This is a genomic window from Nitrosomonas sp. Is24, assembly GCF_033063335.1.
Classification (GTDB): Bacteria; Pseudomonadota; Gammaproteobacteria; order Burkholderiales; family Nitrosomonadaceae; genus Nitrosomonas.
The window spans coordinates 3,056,079-3,081,412 of sequence record NZ_JAWJZG010000001.1; the positions used below are offsets into that span (position 1 = coordinate 3,056,079).

The 25,334-nt window shown below is 49.9% G+C and carries 25 protein-coding genes; 11 read left to right on the forward strand and 14 right to left on the reverse strand.

Going from position 1 to position 25,334, the window contains the following annotated elements; all coding sequences use genetic code 11:
- Nucleotides 1–70: 70 nt before the first annotated feature.
- The 6 genes from R2103_RS13960 (at nt 71) to R2103_RS13985 (ending at nt 5,034) form a co-directional block, all read left to right on the forward strand.
- The gene (locus R2103_RS13960) at nt 71–820 is read left to right on the forward strand and encodes a phosphocholine cytidylyltransferase family protein (RefSeq protein ID WP_317531973.1); all 750 of its coding nucleotides are present in this window, start codon (nt 71–73) and stop codon (nt 818–820) included.
- A gap of 9 nt (nt 821–829) precedes the next feature.
- A complete protein-coding gene (locus R2103_RS13965; RefSeq protein ID WP_317531974.1) occupies nt 830–1,282 on the forward strand; it encodes an HIT family protein in 453 nt (150 codons plus the stop codon).
- 22 nt (nt 1,283–1,304) lie between these two features.
- A complete protein-coding gene (locus tag R2103_RS13970) occupies nt 1,305–2,381 on the forward strand; it encodes a fatty acid desaturase (RefSeq protein WP_317531975.1) in 1,077 nt (358 codons plus the stop codon).
- Nucleotides 2,381–3,109: a 2,3-bisphosphoglycerate-dependent phosphoglycerate mutase gene (locus R2103_RS13975; protein ID WP_317531976.1), complete on the forward strand. Its 729-nt coding sequence runs from the start codon at nt 2,381–2,383 to the stop codon at nt 3,107–3,109. Before R2103_RS13970 ends, R2103_RS13975 begins: the two co-directional genes overlap by 1 nt.
- A 16-nt stretch (nt 3,110–3,125) precedes the next feature.
- A complete protein-coding gene (locus tag R2103_RS13980; RefSeq protein ID WP_317531977.1) occupies nt 3,126–3,638 on the forward strand; it encodes a DNA-deoxyinosine glycosylase in 513 nt (170 codons plus the stop codon).
- 364 nt (nt 3,639–4,002) lie between these two features.
- Nucleotides 4,003–5,034 carry a VanZ family protein gene (locus R2103_RS13985; protein WP_317531978.1) on the forward strand — a complete coding sequence of 344 codons (1,032 nt, stop codon included), beginning with the start codon at nt 4,003–4,005 and terminating at the stop codon, nt 5,032–5,034.
- Between the two features lie 41 nt (nt 5,035–5,075).
- Here R2103_RS13985 and R2103_RS13990 read toward each other — a convergent pair whose 3' ends face one another.
- The 5 genes from R2103_RS13990 to R2103_RS14015 form a co-directional block, all read right to left on the reverse strand.
- The gene (locus R2103_RS13990) at nt 5,076–6,455 is read right to left on the reverse strand and encodes a DUF4139 domain-containing protein (RefSeq protein ID WP_317532109.1); all 1,380 of its coding nucleotides are present in this window, start codon (nt 6,453–6,455) and stop codon (nt 5,076–5,078) included.
- A gap of 111 nt (nt 6,456–6,566) precedes the next feature.
- The gene (locus R2103_RS13995; protein ID WP_317531979.1) at nt 6,567–6,926 is read right to left on the reverse strand and encodes a DUF3135 domain-containing protein; all 360 of its coding nucleotides are present in this window, start codon (nt 6,924–6,926) and stop codon (nt 6,567–6,569) included.
- A gap of 256 nt (nt 6,927–7,182) precedes the next feature.
- On the reverse strand, nt 7,183–8,700 hold the full coding sequence (locus tag R2103_RS14000) for a methyl-accepting chemotaxis protein (protein ID WP_317531980.1): 1,518 nt from the start codon (nt 8,698–8,700) through the stop codon (nt 7,183–7,185).
- Nucleotides 8,701–8,909: 209 nt separating this feature from the next.
- A complete protein-coding gene (locus R2103_RS14010; RefSeq protein WP_317531981.1) occupies nt 8,910–9,365 on the reverse strand; it encodes a hypothetical protein in 456 nt (151 codons plus the stop codon).
- Between the two features lie 706 nt (nt 9,366–10,071).
- The gene (locus R2103_RS14015; RefSeq protein ID WP_317531982.1) at nt 10,072–10,539 is read right to left on the reverse strand and encodes a YbaN family protein; all 468 of its coding nucleotides are present in this window, start codon (nt 10,537–10,539) and stop codon (nt 10,072–10,074) included.
- Between the two features lie 170 nt (nt 10,540–10,709).
- Between R2103_RS14015 and R2103_RS14020 the strand changes: the two genes are divergently transcribed.
- From R2103_RS14020 to R2103_RS14035, 4 genes are all read left to right on the forward strand, one after another.
- Nucleotides 10,710–11,174, forward strand: coding sequence for an FKBP-type peptidyl-prolyl cis-trans isomerase (locus tag R2103_RS14020; protein WP_317531983.1), 465 nt, complete (start codon nt 10,710–10,712; stop codon nt 11,172–11,174).
- Nucleotides 11,175–11,352: 178 nt separating this feature from the next.
- Nucleotides 11,353–14,577 carry a DUF748 domain-containing protein gene (locus tag R2103_RS14025; protein WP_317531984.1) on the forward strand — a complete coding sequence of 1,075 codons (3,225 nt, stop codon included), beginning with the start codon at nt 11,353–11,355 and terminating at the stop codon, nt 14,575–14,577.
- A 74-nt stretch (nt 14,578–14,651) separates the two neighbouring features.
- Complete coding sequence (locus tag R2103_RS14030) at nt 14,652–15,164, forward strand: DUF2141 domain-containing protein (protein WP_317531985.1); 513 nt, start codon at nt 14,652–14,654, stop codon at nt 15,162–15,164.
- Between the two features lie 10 nt (nt 15,165–15,174).
- On the forward strand, nt 15,175–15,993 hold the full coding sequence (locus R2103_RS14035; protein WP_317531986.1) for an alpha/beta hydrolase: 819 nt from the start codon (nt 15,175–15,177) through the stop codon (nt 15,991–15,993).
- Between the two features lie 20 nt (nt 15,994–16,013).
- On the opposite strand, the gene R2103_RS14040 is transcribed toward R2103_RS14035, so the two are convergent.
- Together R2103_RS14040 and R2103_RS14045 are read right to left on the reverse strand one after the other, a co-directional pair.
- Nucleotides 16,014–16,583 carry a hypothetical protein gene (locus tag R2103_RS14040; protein WP_317531987.1) on the reverse strand — a complete coding sequence of 190 codons (570 nt, stop codon included), beginning with the start codon at nt 16,581–16,583 and terminating at the stop codon, nt 16,014–16,016.
- 173 nt (nt 16,584–16,756) lie between these two features.
- Nucleotides 16,757–17,857 carry an acyltransferase gene (locus R2103_RS14045; protein WP_317531988.1) on the reverse strand — a complete coding sequence of 367 codons (1,101 nt, stop codon included), beginning with the start codon at nt 17,855–17,857 and terminating at the stop codon, nt 16,757–16,759.
- Between the two features lie 172 nt (nt 17,858–18,029).
- Here R2103_RS14045 and R2103_RS14050 point away from each other — a divergent pair, with 172 nt between their 5' ends.
- On the forward strand, nt 18,030–18,512 hold the full coding sequence (locus R2103_RS14050) for a CinA family protein (RefSeq protein WP_317531989.1): 483 nt from the start codon (nt 18,030–18,032) through the stop codon (nt 18,510–18,512).
- 18 nt (nt 18,513–18,530) lie between these two features.
- On the opposite strand, the gene R2103_RS14055 is transcribed toward R2103_RS14050, so the two are convergent.
- The 7 genes from R2103_RS14055 to R2103_RS14085 all read right to left on the reverse strand — a co-directional run bounded on the left by R2103_RS14055 (nt 18,531) and on the right by R2103_RS14085 (nt 25,330).
- Complete coding sequence (locus tag R2103_RS14055) at nt 18,531–19,148, reverse strand: YqhA family protein (protein WP_317531990.1); 618 nt, start codon at nt 19,146–19,148, stop codon at nt 18,531–18,533.
- Between the two features lie 294 nt (nt 19,149–19,442).
- Nucleotides 19,443–19,973, reverse strand: coding sequence for an REP-associated tyrosine transposase (locus R2103_RS14060; protein WP_317531991.1), 531 nt, complete (start codon nt 19,971–19,973; stop codon nt 19,443–19,445).
- 5 nt (nt 19,974–19,978) lie between these two features.
- On the reverse strand, nt 19,979–20,785 hold the full coding sequence (locus R2103_RS14065; RefSeq protein ID WP_317531992.1) for a HEPN domain-containing protein: 807 nt from the start codon (nt 20,783–20,785) through the stop codon (nt 19,979–19,981).
- Nucleotides 20,786–20,975: 190 nt separating this feature from the next.
- On the reverse strand, nt 20,976–21,863 hold the full coding sequence (sucD, locus tag R2103_RS14070; RefSeq protein WP_317531993.1) for a succinate--CoA ligase subunit alpha: 888 nt from the start codon (nt 21,861–21,863) through the stop codon (nt 20,976–20,978).
- 9 nt (nt 21,864–21,872) lie between these two features.
- A complete protein-coding gene (locus tag R2103_RS14075) occupies nt 21,873–23,051 on the reverse strand; it encodes a malate--CoA ligase subunit beta (RefSeq protein ID WP_317531994.1) in 1,179 nt (392 codons plus the stop codon).
- A gap of 96 nt (nt 23,052–23,147) precedes the next feature.
- Complete coding sequence (locus tag R2103_RS14080; protein ID WP_317531995.1) at nt 23,148–24,098, reverse strand: CoA ester lyase; 951 nt, start codon at nt 24,096–24,098, stop codon at nt 23,148–23,150.
- A gap of 254 nt (nt 24,099–24,352) precedes the next feature.
- Nucleotides 24,353–25,330 (reverse strand): ADP-ribosylglycohydrolase family protein, encoded by a 978-nt coding sequence (locus R2103_RS14085; protein ID WP_317531996.1) that lies wholly within the window; start codon nt 25,328–25,330, stop codon nt 24,353–24,355.
- Between the last annotated feature and the right edge of the window lie 4 nt (nt 25,331–25,334).

Genomic DNA, 25,334 nt, shown 5'->3' on the forward strand with positions numbered 1-25,334 from the left:
CCAAACTTGGTTACAATGCAGCGTCGCTATTATTGCTTTGTATACAAAGCTGCCTAAAATCCATTCATTTATGACGAATCAAACCACACAGCCAGTCAAAGCCATCATCCTAAGCGCAGGGCAGGGGCGGCGCTTACTGCCGCTGACCGAGAACACCCCGAAATGCCTGCTGCCGGTTGCCGGTAAACCCGTGCTAGCTTGGCAAATCGACGCTTTGCTCGCAGCCGGTGTCGAAGAGGTCACCATTATCACGGGCTTTCAGGTGGCACAAATTGAGGAGTTACTGCAACAACGGTACGCCCATCATCCCAAGATTAAAATCCTGTTCAATCCTTTTTACGAGGTGGCGGATAATCTGGCGAGCTGCTGGATTGCGCGTACCGAAATGGATAGCGATTTTTTGATACTAAATGGCGATACCGTGATCGAAACCGCGCTGTTGGACAAAGTCTTGAATTCAGAATCCGCGCCCATTACACTGAGTGTGGATTTTAAGGATAGCTACGACGCCGACGATATGAAAGTGCAATTGAACGCCGATGGCTGGGTGCAACAAGTGAGTAAAATCGTGCCGCCGCATCAAGTCAACGCGGAATCCATCGGGCTGATCTATTTTCGCGGCAACGGTGTGCAAACATTCCGGCAAGCCGTGGAAGAAGCGTTGCGTCATCCGGCGGAGCTGAAATCGTGGTATTTGTCGATTATCGACCGGCTGGCTAAGCAGCATCTGGTCAATTCCTGCTCGATCAACGGATTGCGCTGGTGTGAAATCGATTTTATCGAGGATCTATCCCGCGCAGGCATCATTTTCAGTCAATAAATTCGCATAATGCAATATTCGATTCCATCCGATTTCAATGCCACCATGCGCAAGTTTGGCGCGCCGCAAACGATTATCCGGTCGTTTCAATACTGGTCGGTGCTGTTGCGCCCGGCGCAAGCAACACTGGGTGCGCTAATTCTGGCCGCACATGAACCGGCACAGGCATTTTCGCAACTGAGCCCGGCCAGTTTCGCGGAACTACACACCGTCACCGGACAAATTGAATCGGCACTGGCAAAAGCCTTCCACTATGACAAAATCAATTATTTGATGCTGATGATGGTCGATCCCGATGTGCATTTTCATGTGATTCCACGTTATGCACAGCCCAAGCCGTTTGCCGGGATGGAATTTATCGACGCGGGCTGGCCCGCCATGCCGAGCTTGGGGCAAGTCAACACCACCGATGCGGCGATCAATCAGCACATTATGAATCACCTTCAATCCTGCTGGTCTTAAGCAAAACAAGGCGAGACGACACGTGACCGAAGAAAAAGCCCCTTACGTCAAAGAATTTCCGCTACGCGAAGCACATCATCTGGTACGTGACCTGATGACGCCGAATCCGTGGATTTACTGGACGGATTTTCTGTTTCACATCACGCTGGGCTGGGCGGCGTTTCTCACCGCGTTGTTATCACCCGCATTTTCGTTGTGGCAATTGGGCGGATTTGTAGTTGCCGTGCTGGCGTTGTATCGTTCGGCGATTTTCGTGCACGAACTGGCGCATTTAAAAAAAGGCACATTCAAGAATTTCCGCCTGGTGTGGAATATCATTTGCGGCATCCCATTCATGATTCCGTCGTTCACCTACGACGGCGTGCACAACGACCATCACAAACCGGATGTGTACGGCACCAGCGCGGATGGCGAGTACCTGCCGTTTGCCACACGCAAACCGGCGGAAATGGTGTTTTATGTGTTACTGTCGTTTCTGATTCCGATTGCACTGGTCGTGCGGTTTGTACTGCTGACGCCGGTTTCCTATTTGATTCCGCCATTGCGGAAAATTGTGTGGGAACGCGCATCGTCGTTGACCATCGATCCCACTTACCGGCGCGCGCCGGATGCGATCCGCAACGATCTCAATTGGCGCCAGCAGGAGCTGGGCGCTTTCCTATTCGGCGCGAGCGTCATTGCACTGGTTGCGTTGGGTGTGCTGCCTTATTCGGTGCTGGTGTTATGGTACCTCACCGCAGTAGCTGTGTTCATTCTCAATTCGCTGCGCACATTGGCGGCGCATGCCTACCGCAATCCTGGCGACCGCAAAATGACATTAGCCGAACAATACCTGGATTCGGTCAATATTCCCGGTAATGTTCTGATCACGCCGCTATGGGCGCCAGTCGGCTTGCGTTTTCACGCCACGCACCACTTGTTCATGAGCATGCCGTATCACAACCTCGGTAAAGCCCAGCGCCGCCTGGTCAATAACTTGACCGATAATTCGCAATACATCAAAACCATCCGCAGCGGTTTATGGCCCGCGCTCAAACAAATTTGGCACGAATCCTCCGAGGCCGCCAAAACATCAACATCACCGCAACAAAACGGCTAATGCTGAAAGCCATTCCAACGGTACAAAACACCCAGCAGCACATCACCCAGCTTGTTTTACTGCGGCATGGCCAGAGCATCTGGAATCGCGACAAGAAATTTACCGGCTGGAGCGATATCCCGTTGAGCGCCAAGGGCAAGCAGGAAGCAAAACAAGCCGCTTATTTGCTAAAGCAGGCCGGTCTAACCTTCGATTTGTGTTTTACCTCTTCCTTGCAACGCGCCAAAACTACCGCGCGCATCGTGCTCTCCGCCATGCAACTGGATATACCGGTGCATGAAAGCTGGCGCTTGAACGAGCGCCATTACGGCGCGCTGGAAGGCATGGAACGCTGGCCAGCCATCAAGAAGTTCGGTATCTGGCCCATTCTGGGCTGCCAGATCAAATTTGATGCAACACCGCCGTATCTGGATGCGCACGATCCCCGCTTTCCCGGCAATCTCCCCGGTTACGCCGGTATCGATAAAAATGAGCTGCCGCTGGGAGAAAGCATGCAAAACACCCTGGCACGGGTAAAACCCTATTGGGAAGAAACCATCCGGCCGGAAATTCAGCACGGAAAACGTGTCCTGATAGTTTCCCATCGCAATACCTTGCGCGTAGTCACGATGCTGTTGGATCAGCTCACCTCCGCACAAGTCATGAAAACACGATTGGCTACCGGCCGGCCGCTGGTTTACGAACTGGATCAGCATGGTCACGCCGTGCGGCATTATTACGTCGACTAATCTACCGCAACAGGGTATGCCGACTGTTTATAGTTTTCCCCCCATCGCCGGCAGCCAGGCGAAAATTCTGATCCTCGGCAGCATGCCGGGTGAAGCGTCATTAGCCGCCAAACAATATTACGCCCACCGCCGCAATGCCTTCTGGCCGATCATGGCGCAATTGCTGCACATCGATTCGGAAGCTTCGTATCAGGAAAAAATTGCCGCGCTGCGATCATCGCCGATCGCGCTGTGGGATGTGCTCCACTCGTGCAAGCGTAGCGGCAGCCTGGATTCGATGATCGAAAACGGCACGCAAATCAGCAATGACTTCCAATCCTTTTTTTCCATACACCGCGCCATCACACATATATTTTTTAATGGCGGAACAGCGGAAGCTTGTTTTAAACGATATGTAGTGCCCGCACAAAACCTGGGATTGCTCAAACTCTCACGGCTGCCTTCCACCAGCCCCGCCAACGCCCGTTTATCATTCGAGGATAAATGCGGAATCTGGCACGAAACGATTGGCTCAGCATTGCGTTCCTGACATCCCATGCCAAAAATAAAGCAGACGCTTGACGGCGAAGCCCGGGATGCGTTTTACTTATGCGCTAGCAGCACGGAACAAAAATGATTAATCACTATTCGACTGAAAGGAATGCACGCGATGAAAAAACTCATTGTCATTGTCCTCATTATCTTTGCCGCTGGATACATTAGCTTGATGGTTCAGTATTTTTAGAAATCAACAACGGTTGATGACGAAAACCACCTGATCTTAAGGCATGCGATGCAAAACAAAGCCCGCACGAAATGATCCGGCGATACGAAGGAAAAAGTGTTTGATCTCTTTTCCTGTACACGGAAGTGAACTGGATCACTTTATCCGGCTGCGCACTGCGGGCTGACGTATGCCTTTGTTCAAAACAAATTGCTTTTTATTCATACTGCTGGCGATTGCCACCCTGATATCGCACGCCAGATTTGAACAGTATGTGCAAATTGGTCCGGAGCTTCAGACCGCCGATTGGCAGTTCCGGACCACGGAAAGCAGCCGGGTCGAGGTCACGGAAAATGGCTTGAGCCTTTTTTCCAGCGATGCCAAAACCGGCGCCAGCGCGCTCCGTCATCTTCCAATGGTAAAACCCGGCACTGTCTTATTAGTATCCGCTGATATGCGGTGCGCGAATGTGATCGCGGGCATAAAACCCTGGAACTCCGCCCGGCTTCTATTAGCGCAAAATGATGGCAAGAAAGACCGCTGGGATCTGCCCCACGCGGCGGTTGCCCTGACAGGAACCCATGACTGGAAAAATTACCGCAAGGCTTTCACGATTGCACCCGGAATCCAGAACATCCAGCTGATCGTACAATTGAGCCAATCCACCGGGTCGTTGCAGATTAAAAATATGCGGGTTTATCCGGTTTACGAAAATCCGGATTATAAGTCGGTTCGCGACATCATTCTGTTGGCTTGGAGCGCATATTTCCTGCTGTTTACCGGTTCATTCCTGTTCATGGACAAGAAAAACATCGTCGTCCGCTTCCTGCTGGTTTCCGCCTTTATCGCCATCATTGCCGGGACAACCCTGCCAGGTGACATGAAAAACCAGGTCTCCAGCGAAGTCAAAGTTCAAATCGATGCCGACAGCGAATCTTTTAAAACGATCATTCCTTGGGATTTATCCAAAGTTTGGCATCTCGGCTTCTTTTTCTTGCTTGGCCTAATCCTCAGCGTCATGATGAAAAGAGAATCGATCCTGCAAACGGTCACGATTATTCTTCTGCTGGCTGGCGGCACAGAAATCGTACAGTTATATATTGAAGGGCGAACTGCGCTTTTGAACGATTTCTTTATTGATGCGGCCGGAGGAGTGGCCGGTATGATTTTGATCAGGGCTTTTATTTCAAATCAACAGGAAAACACAGCCGCTGCCAAATGATTTTTGAACGCTGAAGAATTTTTAGCCATTAAAAACTGTCGTCAGAACCTGACTTGGACGCGATACTTCAGCGTAACTGCGCTTTCCGCAGGGACAGTCACTTGCCATACGGCTGTGTTACTGGCTGGTTTATGGTGCGGCTGGCTTTCTTCGATTATTTTCCAGTCACCCGGTATGGGTTCTTGCACAGTGACCGTGGCCATTTCCTTTTTGGCATTTTTGAGCGTGATTTCGTAAGCGCTTTCAAAACGGTTAACGCTATTGTTCCCGGTGCTTAATTGCTTGAAATCGGTTTGTTTCTTATCCGCTGTGACATCAAAAGACTGCCCCAGCTTTACCCGCACGATCTCGTTCTTCGGTGTGTGATCGATGCGATCTTCACCGACGAACTGGGCGTTTCCGGCTTTATCGCGTTTGTAGGCGCGTAAAATACCTTTGGGCAGCGGTATGCCTAACCGGGCCGATTCTTTATTATCAAACTGCATGAACACACTCACTTTCAGTTTCTGTCCCAGATCACCATAACCGGAAGCATAATAATAATCGCTGCCCGCCAGCACCAGCTCTTTACGGGCTGGCACGCCGGAGGCATTCAGTAGCGCGACTTGCTTAGTTTGGTTCTCGGCAATCGTCGTTAACCGATCCAGGTTATAGAGATGATATTCCATGAGCGATTCCTGGCGCATCGGCTCGACAGCGTTATCCGCCGCCATTTTGGCTCTCATCGCTACTGGTGCAGCGAATTCTTGCTGCACCCGGTTGATATCACCGGCCACCAATTGCAGCTTCGCATTGACATAACGGGTACCGCTGGTATTCGTCAGCGTTACCCAGCCGGATAAATCCAGTTGATCATCCGTATCGTTCAGTTCAGCGACATAGTCCGCTTTCCAGGCCAGACCGCCGGTCAAATAACTCAGTTCCAACGCTTGCGCTGTGTGGCCATGATGAATTCCCTCGATCACCAGCGTAGGGCGATCACGCAAGTTGCCGGGCACATTCTCAAAGGTGATGCGGCCCGGCAATCCAGTTTCAATGCGATCGGCCATCTTGAGCACCACACCCTCGGTAGCCGCCAGCACCAATGCGCTCTCTTTGCTTTCAACGCCGGTAGCCGGATTGATTTTAACGATCGACACTGTTTGACCGACGTATTTACTCAGCAGACTTTGCGGCGTGAGCAAATCGAAATTGAAGTTTTGCTCGGCAATTGTAATGCTACCCGGATTGGTGACACTCCTTAGCAATGCCGTTTCAGGCCGCATTAGCGCGCTGACATCACGCCAGGCCAGATTAAAATCGCCGTTGATCAAGGAAACGTTGCGCACATCTTTTATCAACGCTAAGTCACTGTTATAGATCGTTACTGCCACCGCTTTCTGATCGCTCAGCGTACTCAGCCGTTCGTCAGCACCAGCCATGACCGTAACCTGACCGAACGATAGAATGCCGCTTGCAATGAACAGCACAGGATAAAAAGCGCGGCGTGTTGTACGCATTGAATTCCCCTATTGAAGAAGCTTAGAGCGGATTTACTTGCCGGATTTAGGCCGTTCAAACGACAAGACTTTACCGGCGGGAGCTTGTTCCAAAGTATGCAGTATTTTTTTAGGCTCCTGAAGCGCTTTGAATAAACCCGTTTCTCCAAGCACATTGGCCCACATTTTCTGCGAAATCTGTAAACAGGCGGCCATCGGGTTGCCAGCCTGCTTGCGAATTTGATCGACTTGCCATTGCAGGCCGGTCATGCGCGGTTTGAGATGATCCGGTGCCTGCGCAATCAATTCATTGATCATGTCCTGGCGCATCGCTTCAAACTTTTCGGGTTCTTCGCGAGCAATCCTGGACCATTGGTCAAAATCAAAATCCGGTATTTTTTCTTTTTCATTCATGAAAATATTTTAGCACTTTGATATCAGAACGGATGAGCGATGTGCTGACAATCCATACAAATTGCGGCAACTAAAATGCATTGTTTCACGCTCTGGTCCAATTATATCCTGCTGCTACAGACAAAAAATTTCGATTCAGGAGCTATAGCGCTCAGTCAAATCCCACGCGGAGTTATTTTCCTGTAATCAATAAAAAAGCCGGAATCAGCAGCGCGTCAATTCCGGCTCATTAGATAATCTAATCTTACTGGCTTTGCTACTTAAATTGATCCGCCAAACCAGAGATCATTTTGACTTTCTCAGTCATCGCACGACTGGACGATGATAATTTCTCTACTAATTGTCCATTCTGCTGCGTTACCTCATCGATTTGTGAAATTGCTTGGTTAATCTGCTCAATGCCATTGGCTTGTTCAATTGATGATTGAGAAATTTCACCGACAATATCGGAAATTTTCTTGACACTCTCCGTGATCGTTTTTAACGAATCGGCCGATTGATTGACCAACTGAGTACCATTTTCCACTTTGGTAACACTATCGTTAATCAGCTCTTTGATTTGTTTTGCCGATTCGGCACTGCGACCAGCCAGACTGCGCACCTCATTGGCTACCACCGCAAAACCGCGCCCTTGTTCTCCGGCACGAGCAGCTTCGACTGCTGCATTCAGTGCCAGCAAATTGGTCTGAAATGCAATCTCATCAATAACATTAGTAATGTCGGCAATTTTTTTGCTGCTTTCGTTAATTTGCGACATTGCTTGCATCGTGCTTGACACTACCGAGCCGCTTTTCTCAGCTTGTTTGCGTGCTTCCATAACCAGAACATTGGCTTGTTTAGCATTATCGGCATTTTGCTGCACGGTCGAGGTGATTTCTTCCATACTGGATGCCGTTTCTTCCAGACTGGAGGCTTGATTTTCCGTACGGCTTGACAGATCCACGCTACCCGTCGCTATTTCAGAAGCAGCATTTTCCAATACTTCAGACGACTCTTTAACACGGCCAATCGCAGTACGGAGTTTCGCCGTTTGGAATATCTGCGCATATTCCAATTGACCCAGTTCGTCGGTTCTACCTGTATAGATATAACGTGCTACACGATCATTAGCAATTTTTTCTGATTTTGCAGCAAGTGCCCGGAGCGGGCTCAACATTTGGTGAATCACGGTAAAACTGATCAAACTGCCAACCGTACAACCTGCTAAAGCAAAAAGTAACGAAATTTGCTCGGCCACCGCCAATCCGGTGAAAAGCAGCGCAAAAACACTCGCCACGGCCAATGCGATTTTTGTGGATAAACCCATTGGGAATCGAGTTAACTTAACCGCATCCAGTTTTGAGCGCCGTTTGTCATCAGCGGATTTTTTTGACATGATCTTGGTGTACAAAGCATCTGCACGATCAACCCAGACTTTTTCCGGTTTTACCCGGACCGACTGATAACCGATAATTTTACCGTCTTCGTATTGCGGGCTGGCAAAAGCATCAACCCAATAGTGATCGCCGCCTTTGTGACGGTTTTTTACCATACCCATCCACGGATTACCCGCTTTTAGCGCATCCCATAGCATCGCATAGGCTTCCGGCGGCACATCGGGGTGACGGATAATATTGTGATTTTTATTCTCGAGCTCTCCCCAACTGAAGCCACTCATTTTGATAAAATCTTCATTAACTGATGTGAGAACACCTTTTAAATTGGTTGTCGAGATGATCACACAATCATTATTCATACCCATATCCCGCTGGGTAATTGGCTCATTTACTCTCATTGCATACCCCCACTATAGTTGCACCTCCAGCAAAGCCGGAGATTTATTGAATGAACGCCTCAAAGGCGGCTAAACATCTAATTTCATTTGGTCGTAGCATTTATCTTCATGCTCTTGGTTGCGGATATACGCCCTTACTATTCCTTCATCAAATCCGACCGTAAAAACAAAATACCCTGGAGCCGAGTTAGAAAGCGATGTTATGCCGCTTAAAACAATCCCATATATAACCAACGATGACTGAAATCATCGTTGGTTTTAGTAGTTGAACTACTGCAATCACCAGAATAATCAAGTTGTATCTGCGGAAAATCGCAGAGCGAAAGCGCGCGTGCGGTACTAAGCAGAGTAAAACCATAACTACTCATTTGTTCCTGGCTGCTGTTGCTTACGCATGCATGATTTGCATCCGTGCCATTCTTCAAGCAGCTGACCACCTCTTCACTAGCGCGTATATCGTTGGAAGCAGCAGTGACTCGTAGTGTGTTAAGAATACTTTCATCCACGATATCAAAATATACACCGTGCAAATTCCCTATGGCACCACCGACTTGTTTTACTTTAAAAAGCAGCGCCCCTCCTATCAATTCTTCCACTGTCACCCAAGCGATGGATTTTGCTTGATTGGCTGCCGTACCCTTAACTAGAAAAGATATTGTTGCCATGAATGCCTCCTGTATTAAATCTGTAATTACTACCTTGTTTAAGTGGTAGTGTTTCGTAACACAGGCGTAACTATAAATTGAGAAAGCAATTCAATTGTGAAGCGAATGTAAACTCTTTGTTAAATGCTAGTCACGATTGATCAAAATGACACTGACATGCCATAGATACATCATTGATTAGTATTAGCGCGAACAATGATCAAAGAATCTTAGGTGTAAGAATTCCTAGCGTTGTTTACAGTATTCAGGAGAATACTGTAGATGAATATACACAAACGCACTCGCTAAATTGGTTGTCGAGATGATCACACAGTCATTATTCATTCCCATATCCCGCAAGGTAACCGGCTCATTTACTCTCATTGCATACTCCTACTATAGCGATTAAGAAAAAGTAAGAGTTTTCTTACGACAAAAAATTTTACACCTTTAGTTTTTAAATATCATTTGAAATGAAATAAATCTATATTTAATAATAAATTATTAAAAAATTAATTATTACAACATGATTTATTCATAAAAATAAAAAGTGTTGCTAAATTTATTGATTTGAAGAATCTTATTAGTATGAATAACTACCAATATATGTAGGATAATTTACCGACAAGAAGATTAACTGATGTAGGAAAGTTTACCAACAAGAAAATCAATGATAAGCATTTAATGGTTAAATGAAATCTTAAATTCAGAGCTCCGTCATTGCAATTCAGACCTTTCTGACCGGAATCCGCCAAATATAAAAGGCCAATATGCTGCCGATTACAACCAACATTATTTTCTGCCATAGTTCAGGCACAATCAGAATTGAACTGCCAAATGACAATGTCATCAAAAAATATACCCAGCGTTTAACACGCTGCGGAATACTGCGATAGAGCGTCCATTCACGAATGATCGGTCCGGCAATCTGGTTTTCCAGCAATTTACGATGAAAGTGCTCGGAGCCGCGTGCGAAACAGGCCGCCGCCAGTAACACAAACGGCGTCGTTGGTAATACCGGCAAAATTGCCCCTAATACGGCCAAAAATAACGCCACAAAGCCAGCGCCCAAATACATGGCGCGCACCACCGGCGAATCATGCAGGCATAATAAATCAGCCGCTTGTTGCTCCGCTAGTGGCGGCTCATTGCGGCCGGTTTCACGTTGTTCGGGTAAGTGCATATTGGATGTCATAAAGAAAAAATGTTATCTGTAAAAATACTGCACACTGGGTGATTTGATCAAACCCTGGCGAAAACGATCCATTCAAGCAGCCAGTGATAAAAAGAATTGATGTTACCAGTTATAATATGCATGCGTTAATTGCTAAAATTAACCGGATTTTATTTATTCTCGAGGAAACCATGCGTACTATTAAAACACTGTTTCACTTAAGTTTCGTTCTGCTGGCACTGACACTGCTGCCCCAGACTGTCTTCGCTTATAAGGACACGGCATCGGCCGATGGTCCCGCACTTCAAAAAATCGATACCAAAGTAGGCTCCGGCGAAGAAGCGGAAATTGGAAAAACCGTCAGCGTACATTATACCGGCTGGCTCTTCGATGAAAACGCGCCCGACAAAAAAGGCAAAAAATTCGATAGCTCCTACGATCGTAAGGAATATTTTTCTTTCATGCTCGGCGCAGGGCGTGTGATCAAAGGCTGGGATCAGGGCGTTCAAGGCATGAAAGTCGGCGGGCAACGCACGCTCATTATTCCACCCTCCATGGCTTATGGCTCACGCGGTGCTGGGAACGTTATTCCTCCGGATGCAACCTTGATATTCGACGTCGAACTCATCAGCCTGAAAGCAGGCGCGCATCATTAACATAAGCCGCTTATCCGGTTCCGGTAAATTCCGTAAATTGAGCGATCAGACTGACTCCGCAACAGTTTCTGAGCAGCTCAATTTGCCCCCGGTTAGAAACTTATATCATCAACATCCTATCCATTTAAAATGTTTTGAAACTTCGCTAACCCGCTGTAGAAATTGACAGGGCATCGCTATGACTCCGACCTCGCAGCAACGTGTTATTCGATACAAACGGCTGGGCATTACCCTCGGCGTGATTGCGATTCTGATTGCCGCATTAGCTGCGCTTGGCACCTACTGGTTGCCCGGTTATGCCAAATCCCAGCTCGAAATCCGCCTGTCAGAAATTCTGCAACGCCCGGTAACGGTTGCGGCGATTGAACTAAAACCGCGCACGCTCGAGTTGAACATACAGGGTTTTCGCATTGCCGAAAAAGCGGATAGCGCTGAAGCGAGCGCAGCGCTTTTTTCCTTCAACACGCTGCACATCGGTCTCAGCTTGGAATCGCTCAAGCAACGCGCCGCCGTGGTTTCGTCCATCACACTGACAGAACCGCAATTGCGTCTGGTGCGGAACAGCAAAGATCAGTTGAATATCTCCGATTTGCTGGAACGGTTCAAGCAACCGGCGGAACAGGAGGATACTGCAAATAAAACCGTTATTCCTTTTTCAATCAGCAATATCGCTATTCAAGGCGGACATGTTGAATTTATCGATCAGCACGAAAATGCCGAGCACAGCATCAGCGAAATTAACTTCGGCATCCCAATCGTCGCCAATACCGGCGGCTCGCAAAATGACTGGATAGCGCCGCAATTCAGCGCGAAAATTAACGGTGCGCTTCTATCACTGGACGGTAAATTGCGTCCTTTTGCCGCCACTCAGGAAGCGATGCTGACTTTTAAGCTGGATAATGCAGACTTAACCCGCTTTGACCGCTACGTCACTTTGCCGGAAGGCATTCGTCTGCTTTCCGGCTTTTACGACAGTAACCTGAATCTCTCTTTCACCCAGGAAACGGGTAAAGAACCGCAAATAGAAGTGACCGGCGCCACTTCGCTGCGGCAGCTCACCCTTAAGAACAGTGCCGTAGCCGCCCCTTATCAAGCGCAATTGAAACATTTGAATATCGCGTTGACCAAAGCCGACCCGACCGGAAAGCAACCGTCACGGATAAAACTCCATATCGACCAAGCCGCACTGACGCGCGATGGCGATAAAGAACCTGCGCTATCGCTCGCCAAATTGACCATTCCTGATATCACCGTCAATACTGCGGCACAAAAAATTGCCTTGGGCACCATTACACTGGACGGATTTAACACGACATTACGCCGCGATGCGAAGGGAAATCTCGATCTTTCCCGTCTGTTTGAGTCTTCCGGATCTTCTGAGTCATCCAAATCATTCAAATCTTCCGCAAGCGCACCGGTAGAGCGGGTAATGATTCCGATCCCGGGCAGAAAACCCGCCCATTCTGCCAGTACAGTCCAAACAGCCGGAAAAGAACCGCAGCAGCAGAAACTCGCGCGCGCGGATAGCGGCAGCAGCGGGAAAAAATCCTCTGCCAGTAAACCTTGGATACCGCACATCAAAAGCATCCAATTCAAATCGGCCAAGCTACGCTATGAAGATCTGTCGCTGACGAAAGTCACCCCGATGGTGATCGATTCGCTCGATTTGGCGTTAGAAGACATCGATCTCGACGGCATAGAACCGCTGCAACTCACGTTACAAGGACAAGTCAATCAACACGGCAGCATAAAAGCCAGCGGCGCGCTGGCCTGGTCGCCGCTGTCAGCGGACTTGCTGCTGAACCTCAATGCGGTTGATCTGGTATCGCTGCAAGGTTGGCTGGGCGATAAACTCACCGCGCTGCTCACCAGCGGCGACATTTCTTTCGCGGGAAATTTCAAAGCCAGCGGCGATCCGTTAAAAATTCAATTGAGCGGTGAAGGAAAACTGGGCAATTTCAATATTTTCGATAGCAAAAATGCCTATGATTTGCTGCGCTGGAAGAAACTGGAAATCGGCCGCCTCAACTACACCAATGATCCGCTGCTGGTGGATATCAACACACTTTATTTGAGCGATTTCTTTGCGCGCATGATCATCCAGCCGGATGGCACGCTCAATCTGAAACAAATCATTCAAACCGGAAAACCGTCGGAACCGGTCGCATCGATTGCCGCAGCGGCATCCAAGGATCTTGGCGCAACCGGGGCAAAAAGCGAAACACCGGTGCATATCGGCAAGATTTACCTGCAACAAGGCAATATCGATTTCAATGACCGGTTTATTAAACCGAATTACCGCGCCAAGCTGACCGCGCTTACCGGCCAGGTCGGTCCGCTCTATCCGGGCAAATCGGGAAAAGTCGATATCCGCGGCATGGTCAGCAAAACCGCGCCTTTGCATATCCAAGGAACCGTCGATCCGTTCAGCGCCGAATTGCTGCTGGATATCGTTGCGCAGGTTAAAGGTATCGATCTGCCGCCATTCAGCCCTTATTCGGGAAAATATATCGGCTATGAAATTGAGAAGGGAAAACTGTCGGCTGACGTCAATTACCAGATCGAAAATGGCGCATTAACAGCGGATAACAAGATCTTTCTCGATCAATTCACTCTCGGTGAGAAGGTCGAGAGTGAAAATGCGGTATCGCTTCCGCTCGATCTGGCCATCTCGCTGCTTAAGAATCGCCGCGGTGAAATCAATCTTCATCTGCCGCTCAAGGGCTCCATCGACGATCCGGATTTCAATCTCGGCGACATTGTCTTTTCAGCGTTTATCAATATGATCTCCAAGGCGATCACCTCGCCGTTCGCATTGCTTGGCTCGGTGTTTGAAGGCGGTGAAGAATTATCCGAGATTTCCTTTACACCCGGTTTTGCCGATATCGAGACCGAATCCGCGCAGCGCCTGGAAACCTTGGCCGGGGTTTTAAAAGACCGCTCATCGCTGCAACTGGAAATTTCCGGTCATGTCGATCCGGATGCGGATCACGAAGGGCTCAAGCTGGCCATGTTGCAAACCAAAGTCAAAGCGCAGAAATTAGCCGAAGATACCAAAAAAGGCATCGCCAGCGGCGCCATCACGGATATCAAATTGACTCCGCAGGAATACAGCAAATATCTTGAAATTGCCTACAAAAAAGAATCTTTCGACAAACCCAAGAACGCCATCGGATTGGCCAAGAGCCTTCCCAGCGCTGAAATGGAACAACTCATTCTGACCCATCTCACCGTTGCCGATAGCGACTTGCAAGCGCTGGCGGAGAATCGTGCAGCCGCTGCGCGCAACTGGCTGGTCGAGAATGGCGGGATATCCAGCGAGCGTATTTTTGTCGTCGGTATCCACGAAACCGGCGAGAGCGATCAAAAGAAAGGCAGCAAAGCTGAGTTTTCATTGAAATAAGCACTCGCGCAATGTTCACTCACTCAACCACATCCGATTAACCCGCTTCGATAACCATCACTTATTCTGACCCAATGAAAAACCTGACCTCGCTATTTTTTGCAAAATTGGCTCGTCCATTGCTCATCCTCGCGCTGGGCTTTTTGATCGCAACACCATCCCAGTCGGCCGGAACACTCAACATCAATCCGCAAGATGCGCCTGACGCCTGCAATAAGCGCACGGCTCAGGTCAGGGTGACGGTAAAAAATGTGACGGCCGGTGGTGCTTTAAACATCGAGTTGTATGATGATCCGGACCATTTTCTCTCCAAAAAAGGGCGCAAACGCAAAGTGCGCATTCCGGCAGCCGCGGGGCAGCAAACCGCTTGCATCAATCTTGAACGGGCTGGCACTTATGCCGTGGCGGTTTATCAGGACTTGGACGGTGACCGGAAATTAAAAAAGAACTGGAATCTGTTACCGCTCGAACCTTTTGGCCTATCGAACAATCCTGAACAACCTGCCGGTTTTCCCAGATTCAGCGATTCCGCATTTACCACCGGCAAGCTCGGCGCGGATATCGTGATCAAGCTGCAGCAGCCTTAATGCGCGTGTCATGCTGCGTATGCTGCTCAATCTGCTGATCGCGCTGGTTGTCGCGTATGTAGTGATTGTTCTGCTGGTGTATTTTGGTCAATCCCGCCTGGTTTATTTCCCGGAAAAACAGCTCAGTAATACCCCCGGCGCAGTCGGGCTGGATTATAGCGCCGTCAGCATCCCAACCAGCGACGGCGAAACATTGCATGGCTGGTGGATGCCCGTACCGGATGCCAAAGGCACGGTATTGTTCTTTCATGGCAATGCCGGCAATATTTCCCATCGCATCAATTACCTGACCATGTTCAAACGGCTGGGGTATGACACGCTATTGTTCGATTATCGCGGTTATGGCCAGAGCAGCGGCACGCCGTCGGAATCCGGCACGTATCTGGATGCGCAAGCAGCTTGGCATTATTTGACAGCAACCAAAGGAATCGCGCCTGAACGGATCGTCCTGTTCGGCGAATCGCTCGGCGGCGCGGTGGCAGCGTGGCTGGCAGCCCGGGAGAAACCCGGTTTGCTGGTGTTGGCTTCAACCTTTACCTCCGTTCCCGGACTGGCTGGAGAAATTTACCCGTTCCTGCCGGTACGGTGGGTCAGCCGCTTTGCATACGACACACTGGCATCGCTACAGTCGGTATCCTGTCCGGTTTTCATCGCGCACAGCCCGCAGGATGACATCGTTCCATTTCATCATGGCGAGCGGCTGTTTCAGGCGGCACCGGAACCGAAGCAATTTTTACCGCTGGAAGGCAGTCACAATACCGGCTTCATTTTTATGCAACCGGCGTGGAAAAGAACCTTGGGCGCTTTTATGGATGAACATTTACGCTAGGGTCAATGCTCATCGCGTCATTAATCCCTTTGATTCCCGCGATCATGATCTTTCTTGCCGCGATTTCCGCGATCGTCCTTATCGCGATTCTTGTGATCTCCTCGGCCCGGGTGATCGCGGTCACCGTGCCTGCCTTGAGAATTTTCTTGCGGATAGCGGCGTGATTCATCGTAGCGGTCGCGGTAACGATCCGAATCGCGCCCCTCATCATGGCGGCCCGGATTATCGTATTGTCTGTTTGGATACATCTGCTGGCTCTGATAATGCGGCAGATAAACATCGTTGTACCAGTTCCGCTGCACAAAATAGACCGGTTGATAGCAGGCGTTGTAACGATGACAGTATTTGTCCCAGCGTTTGGCATGACCGGGCGGCACGTACAGATAAACCGGCTGCTGTTGAACTGCGACAGCGGGAGGAATGGCCAAAACAGGGTTCGGATAAATCAATTGCGGCACCGGATAATGATTACCCAAGGTGATCTGACCGTAAAATCCAGGTTGACCGATGCTGATGGTAACCCCGACGTCACTTGCCAATACCGGTACCGGAATAACTGAAATCATTACTGCCAGTAAAAAATTTCGCATGCTCAATCCTTTGTACGTATCAAAAAACATCGATCATATAAACCCGGAACTCTGGCTAGCATCTTCCCTGTTTGGGAAAATAACGTCAAGGCACAATCGATTCTCGGATTTGCTTGTATCACCCGCTTTACGCAATAACCTGCAACGATTCCCAATCCGCAGTTTCTAGCTGCTTAGAGCATAGCCAATAAGCCGCAGGTCATGAACCCTGCAGGCAGCAAGATATGCATCCGCTTGGATACCGGCCGGGCTTCCAGCCAGTTAAAAAGTAGCATACCGGCGCCGATACTGGCACACATCGCCAATAACAGACCGCATAATTGAATTTCAGGTTGATGCGGCATAAATCTGAAAAATGCGGCATTGATGATCAGCAGTACCGGGAAATGAATGAGAAAGATGGAATATGAAGCGCGCCCAAGATAAGCGAGGTAGCCGGGGATGTGTCTGCTCTGTAACACATCAAAATACTGCGCCAGCCCCAGCAGCAAAGCGACAACGCCTGCGACGGCAATGCGCGCACGGAAATCCAACAGCAGCGCGGCAATAATCACCGCAATCAGCACGGCAAGCCAGAGCACCGGGCGTTTGCTGACTGATGCCCAATAAATCAGAATACCCAGACCATAAGCGCCAAAAAAATATAAAGCCGTTTCGTCCCAGTAACGATCGCGGTTAAAAAAGAACAAAGAGACAGTGGTCAAGATGAAGATTAGAAACAAGCCGAGCGTTTGCAGACCTGAGTATCGATGCTGCATTTGATTGGCAATCCAGAACACTAAAATGGTCAGCGCAAATAATTGGAAATCAATGGCAACATACCAGACCCCGGCCGACAAAACTTCCTGATTGAGCAGATCCTGCAGCAAAAAAATATGCGCGAGCAATTGAAATAAATTGGGTGTACCGGGTATCGATTCATGCTGCATCCAGATTCTGGCCAAGGCGGCCGCGCCAATCGCTAGTGTTAATGCCGCCAGATAAGGCGTGATCAAGCGCACATAGCGTTGCTGGATAAGCTCGATTGGATTGGAGACCAGTGATAAGCCCTGCGGCGCAAGTTTTGCAGCAGCAAAAAAACCCGCGATGACAAAAAATAGTTGCACCGCGATTCTCCCATCCTCACGCAACCAATCGAGTAGTCCTGGCATCAACGGATAAGCAAAATCCGGCATGGGGCCGTAAAGGGCTAAGTGATGCGCGACGATCAACAAACAGCAGATCGCTTTTAAGGCATCCATAAAAGGCATTCTTGCACGATGATCAGCTTGCATTTGCCAGTCTTTTACAAATGAAACAGTGAGAAAAGTAAAAATAGATTCCAATATAATGACATAAGCGGCATATCGCGCATAGCGAGTGAAACAACAAAACACCTTACTGCATCAAGATTATCTTAATCATTGGAGTCATAAAATTCCTGATACAAATCAAAATGCACTCGATTTGGCAATAACCGTTGGGAAATGCCTCGCTCAGCGTGGCTGGATGCTGGTGACGGCGGAATCCTGCACCGGCGGCTGGGTGGGTCAGGCTGTCACGGCGGTATCCGGCAGCTCAGGCTGGTACGAGCGCGGATACATCACCTATAGCAATACCGCCAAATGCGAAATGCTCGGCATACAACAAGCTACTTTGGATCAGCATGGCGCCGTTTCCCCGCAAACCGCGCAGGAGATGGCCATCGGCGCGCTCAACCGCAGTCATGCGCACATCAGTGTATCGATTACCGGAATCGCCGGACCGGACGGCGGCACGGCCACCAAACCGGTCGGCATGGTGTGTTTTGCGTGGGCAACCCAGGATGGTTCGGTGCAACAAGAAACCCATTACTTTAAGGGCGACCGCGAAACCATCCGGCGCCAGGCGGTGGCTACCGCGTTGCAAGGCGTACTGACCATGTTGAACGATGCAGCAGCCATAGCTTGAAACGACAAACGATCGAAATCAGTGTTCGCCGGACTGCATACTGGTTTGCGTAATAATGCGGTCGCAGTAGGCAATGGCAATGGCGGAAAACAAGAACGCCATATGGATACCGGTTTGCGCCAACAGCGTTTTTTCGTCGTATGCGCTGGCATTGATAAACGTTTTCAGCAGATGAATCGACGAAATCCCAATGATCGCCGTGGCCAATTTGACTTTCAACACCGAAGCGTTGACATGCGACAGCCATTCCGGCTGATCCGGATGTCCTTCCAGATTCATGCGCGAAACGAAAGTCTCATACCCGCCGATAATGACCATGATCAGCAGATTCGAAATCATCACCACGTCGATCAATCCCAGCACGACGAGCATAATGGCCGTTTCGGTCAACTTGGCCGGTCTGTCCGCACCCTTGATCGTAACGGTATCGAGGATATGCTCCAGCGCATTTTTGTTTCCCATCACCGCGCCAATCAGATCAGTTAACTCAACCCAAAAGTGAAACACATATACGCACTGCGCCAACACCAGCCCAAGATACAAAGGCAACTGCAACCAGCGGGTGAAAAAAAGAAAATGCGCAATGACGGGAATTCTCTGCGACGGCGTGTTTCGAGGTTTATCTTTTTGTTCCATATCTTCCAATAGCGTGAATAAAATGCCGCAAGAATAGCATAGCAGCGGTTAAAAAAATTCGGCTTTTTTATAAAAATTACACTGGGAATTTGGTGTTGCAAGTCATAAATTTCAATAGCCTGGAACTGCAAATCAGGTAACCGGTTTTACTTGCTTGGACGTTGGAACAGATTATTTAACGAAATGAGAAATTGACGGTAAGCATGGGGCGATTCCAACGTGCTCTGATGTGACGCTGAAATTTTCATTCAACTATGTAGGATGTGCCGACCGCAAGGAGGCGCATCGGATAAATCATTCAAGCCCTTCGATATCATAACCTTCGTGATTTCCCCAATTCTCGGGATAAATGCCTTGTTCAACATAACGATGAAAACTGGAATAAGGCCAACCATTGACGTTTTTCGCCCAGCCATGTTTCACAGGATTCCAATGAATATAATCGACGTGCCGGTTAAAATCATTTTGGTCACGTAAAAGATGCTCCCAGAACCGTCGTTGCCATAACCCTCTTTCCCGGCGGGATTTCCGGCTGGCAGAAATTCTTTCTCCTGTTGCAATGCGACGGGAAAAATAGCCTTTCAACAGATTCCACCGGGTTGAAAAATCCGCATCGTCCTGCGGCAGCGTCCAGATACAATGCAAGTGGTCCGGCAAAATAACCACGGCATCCATACGAAAAGGGTGGCGCTGTTTGGTATATTCAAATGCGCTACGCAGTAAATCGATTTTTTCGACCAATAGCCGGTTGTCCTTGCGCTCGGCAAGATTGACCGTAAAAAACCAGGAGCCTCCAGGGACATAGGCACGCCGGTATTCTGTCATTACGTTTACTTTCCTGTTCTCAAACGTTTCTTGATTGATGCGCCTCCTTGCAGTCGGCACATCCTACCGGGCTCAGCCGGCTTGTCTGAGATATGTACAAGCTTCTGCAGCTCGTCGAGCATCTCCGGATACAAGTAAAGCATTGGATTCTGAGCATGAAAATGATGCTTCAATCGTACAGTTGGTCGCTTTCTCACGCCATATGCAGCGTTCTGCCATAAGAGTGCAGAACGACTTGGATGCTTGCGGTCGCCCAGAACCTTTTCGAGAAAGCCACCATGTAAGCGAAACTTGTGATGAGGGTTGTTCGAACTTTGTGAGAGCTCTTCCTGAGCCCGTGAAAGTAGGGTCTCTTCATCAGGCGGCAGGATCATCCCGAAGACATTCAGAACTTGGCAGTATCGCCTTAGCTCCCATACGGTTAAGTCCAAATCAACCAGTGGATAGCCTACGACGTAGTACGGAATGTTGATGTATCGACACTTGCCGCAATCGTCTATGTACTTAATAAAATCTCTGCTTCGTGAGGACAACTCAATGGCGAAGGTAAGATTGGTTGTAAGTGACATCGCCGCAGCAATGTCGTGCCCAATATTTCGAGCTTTGATTCTGTTGTAGAGGAGAATTGCTTTGAGGTACTTCTCAATCGCCTGCTGAGAAGACCATAGGAACTGAGGGAACAGCTCAGCCTTCCATGCAAGGCGGGCTGCAATGTAATCCCTATCGGCCTGATCACGGAATGACTGTGTCGCAAATGAGTTTATCGATCTGTTCAGCCTCTCCTGTTCATCTGTGGAAAGTGAAGAAGTCATAGGCGTGGGACCTCCGTAGCGAATTGTGATACCAAATAAAAATCAGATACCCAAAATGATGAATATCTTGTATTAAGTACAAAATTTAGTATGACTGGTAATTTACACCGGAATCTTCATTCGACTAAACAAAAAAACCCGTAAGCACCAGCCCCGGGTTTTTATTTTAACAACAACTACAATTACAGAATTACAGCTTCGCCAGCACTTCCGCGACCGTTTGTCCCATCAGCGATGGAGTAGGGCAGATGGTAACGCCGAGTTCTTTCAGCATCGCAACTTTTTCGGCGGCGCTTTCACCAGCGGAGGAGATGATCGCACCGGCGTGGCCCATGCGGCGGCCTTCGGGTGCGGTCAGTCCGGCAATGTAAGCGACCAGCGGTTTGCTCATGTTTTCTTTCGCGAATTTTCCGGCTTCGACTTCTTGCGGGCCACCGATTTCGCCGATCATTAGAGCGACTTTGGTTTCCGGGTCTTGTTCGAGCCGTTCCAGGATGTCGCGGTGCGAGCTGCCGGGGATCGGGTCGCCGCCGATGCCGACCGAGGTGGAAATGCCGATGCCGAGTGCGCGCATCTGGTCGGCAGCTTCATAGCCCAAGGTGCCGGAGCGGCCAACCACGCCGATATTGCCGCGAATGTAAATATGGCCGGGCATGATGCCGAGCATGGCGCGGCCCGGGCTGATGGTTCCGGCACAGTTCGGGCCGGTCAGCAGCATGCGGTCTTCTTTCGGAAAACGGCGCATGAAATTCTTCACCGTCATCATGTCTTGCGTCGGGATACCGTCAGTGATCGAGACGCAGTATTTGATCCCGGCGTCAGCGGCTTCCATGATCGAATCTGCGGCAAACGCGGGCGGCACAAACACAATGCTGGCTTCCGCACCGGCTTGCTCGACCGCTTCCTTAACCGTATTGAATACCGGCAATCCCAGATGCGTTTGTCCGCCTTTACCGGGTGTGACGCCGCCGACCACGTTGGAGCCGTAGTCGATCATTTCCTGCGCATGAAAAGTACCGATTCTGCCGGTAAAACCTTGCACGATGATGCGTGTTTTTTCGTTGATTAATATGGCCACTTTATACTCCTAGGCTTTTGCGGCGACTTCGTTGCGGGCGCGGACGACTTTTTCCGCGGCTTCCGCTAACGTTTCGGCGGTGATGATCGGCAGGCCGCTGTTCGCAATGATGCGGCGGCCTTCTTCTACGTTGGTGCCGGACAAGCGGACCACCAGCGGGATTTTCATATTGATGTTTCTGACGGCTTGCACCACACCTTCGGCGATCCAGTCACAGCGGTTAATCCCGGCGAAAATATTCACCAGCATGGCTTTGACATTAGCATCGGCGAGCACCAGACGGAATGCTTTTTCGGTACGCTCGGCGGATGCGCCGCCGCCGACATCGAGGAAGTTGGCGGGTTCACCACCGGCCAGTTTGATCATGTCCATCGTCGCCATCGCCAGACCGGCACCGTTGATCATACAGCCGATGTCGCCATCCAGGCCGACGTAACTCAAACCGGCTTCAGCCGCTGCGACTTCGCGATGATCGACTTGCGTGTTGTCGCGCAGTTCGGCGATTCTATGGCGGCGGAATAACGCATTTTCATCAAATTCCATTTTGGCGTCGAGCGCAATGATGTCGTTATTCGCGGTGACGACCAGCGGGTTGATTTCCAGAATATTAGCGTCTAAGTCGCGCAACGCGCGGTAACAGCCTTTGATGGTTTTCACCGCGTGATTCAGTTGCGCTGCATCGATACCCAGCGCAAACGCCATTTTACGCGCTTGAAAGTCCTGCAATCCGACCGCAGGTTCGACATAGATCTTGATGATCGCTTCAGGATTGGTCACGGCAAGTTTTTCGATTTCCATGCCGCCTTGTGCCGAGCCGATCATGATCACGCGTTCACTGGTTCGGTCGATCATAAACGACAGATAGATTTCCTTGGCGATTTGCGTTCCGGCTTCGACGTACAAGCGGGTACAGACTTTTCCCGCCGGACCGGTTTGGTGCGTCACCAGTTTTTTGCCGAGCAGCGCTTCGGCGGCTTGTTCGACTTCCGCGTGCGTTTTACAGACTTTGATACCGCCCGCCTTACCGCGCGCGCCGGAATGGATCTGCGCTTTGACGACCCAGACATTACCCTCGATTTCGCGGGCGCGTTGCACCGCTTCTTCGACGGTGTAAGCCAGACCGCCTTCCACGATCTTGACGCCGTACTCCGCCAGTATTTCTTTTGCTTGATATTCGTGAATATTCACTTCAATTTCCTCAACAATCGCATTAATACGTTAATATTTATCGTTTCAAACCATCCGGCCCTAAAGACAAAGGCCGCATTGAGCGGCCTTTATGCATTAACCGTTTTTTGCTGCAATCGCTTCCGCGACTTTCACCACATTATTGGCCATTCTTTCCGAAGCCGCGTCGATCAAACGGCCGTCCAGCGCAGCGGCGCCTTTGCCTTGCGCAGCGGCTTCCTTGAGCGCGGCCAGAATACGTTTGGCTTTTTCAATTTCCCGCTCGGGCGGTGTGAATACATCGTTAGCCAGCGGAATCTGTGTCGGATGAATCGCCCATTTGCCTTCGCACCCCAGTGCGGCTGCGCGTTTGGCTGCCAGCACGTAACCATCGGGATCCTTAATGTCGCCGAACGGCCCGTCGATCGGGCGCAAGCCGTACGCGCGGCAAGCCACGATCATGCGGCTGATGGCAAAGTGCCATTGATCGCCAGGATAATCGGGATTCAAACCGCCGATGTTGGTGGTTCTGGCGCGGTTACTGGCGGCGTAATCAGCCACACCGAAGTGCAAGGCTTCCAATCGTCCGGCTGCACCGTTGCGCGCGATGTCTTCCACGTTGGCCATGCCGAGCGCGGTTTCGATCAATGCTTCCAGACCGATACGGTTTTTCAACCCTTGTTGCATTTCGAGCTGTGTGACCATGGCTTGTACCATGTAGATATCCCCATACACACCGGCCTTGGGTATCAGCAGCGTGTCGATCTTGCTCCCGGCTTGCTCGACCAAATCCACCACGTCACGCACCATGTATTGTGTATCAAGGCCGTTGATGCGCACGGAAACGGTAATGCCGTGTCCTTTCCAATCCAAATCGTTGAGCGCTTGGATGATGTTCTTGCGCGCCTGAATTTTATCGTCCGGCGCAACGGCATCTTCGAGATCGAGAAAAACGAAATCCACGCCGCTATTCAGCGCCTTCTCAAACATACCCGGGCTGGAACCTGGAACGGCCAATTCACAGCGTTGTACCCGCTGAACGGTGGTTTCATAAAGCGTGTGACTCATTTTTCCTCCAGAATTTAATAAATTTGTAAGTAATCGATAAGGCTAATAAGACGAATAGGCCGAATGCATTATTGGGTTTCTTAGTGTCATTTCATCTGAACTGCGCGCAATGGCAGCAATGGATTTAAGACAGACTGTGGTTCGTGATTTAACAACGCAGGCAATCGTGAAGAGATGAATGGATAGAGTGTTTTCTGCTTTTTGTTGTAAAGACTAATTATTCAGCAAATTATATCCATTCCGCGGGAATTTATCTACTGATGCCGGAGTTGAACGCAAGCATCCGCCGCAATAGACAGCTTATGATAGCGCGCAGCCCATTCAAGCGGAATCGACGCTACCTGACCGTTTTGCTGTGCGGTATAAGCCGCCATGATCGCGCCGAGCATGATGGAACGGCCGCAGCTATCGCCGCCGATGCGGATATTTTCTTCAATCGCTGTGCGGTAATCGGGTGCATAACGTGCGATATGCGCAATCACCGGCACGCCTTCCAGCACATGGCAGGCCGAACCGAAACGTTTGGCCGCTGCGGCGCTGTCGAGCATTCCCGTTTGTAATGCTTCTTCCACCAGCGGCGCGAGTTTTTCACCTGCGTGCGGCAAAGCGCCGCTCAGCGCTTGACCGGCGGATTGGCCTTGCAAAATGGCCAGCAGCGCACAGCCTGCGTACTGCGCCGCCGCAACGGCGGTATCATTGTTATTGGTCAGCCGCACTACCTGTTCGATTTTCGCTTTGAGCGCATCTTGCGATTCATCATGGGCCGCCACGATTGCCGGTAATGCCGCCAATGCGGCAAACTGATCGTCGTCCGCGCCGGATTGCAGCGGAAAATCTTCCGGCTTAAGCGGTAGCAAAGTTTGCAGAGTTTGCCGCGTGGGAGAATCGATATAGCCTTGATACCCGCCCCCAGGGCCGAAGTAGTTGCGATATTCGCTTTGGTAATCGACACGATAGAATTTGCCGTGCCGCGCAATATGCCGCAGCATCAGCAAACACAATTCACCATAAGCCGATGAATCGCCCGCTTGCTTCTTGCCATGCGCGAAGTAGCCGCTGACACCGGCGTAATCGCTGGCATCCGGTTGCAGAAAAACCAGTCCTTTGCTTTTATCGATCTGCGCGATGCGCGCGGGATCGTAGAGCCAATGCAACCCCAGTGACGCGGCATCGCCGACCAAGGCCCCCAGAATAGCCGCCACACGCGGCTCAAGCTTGATACTCGAATTCATCGTT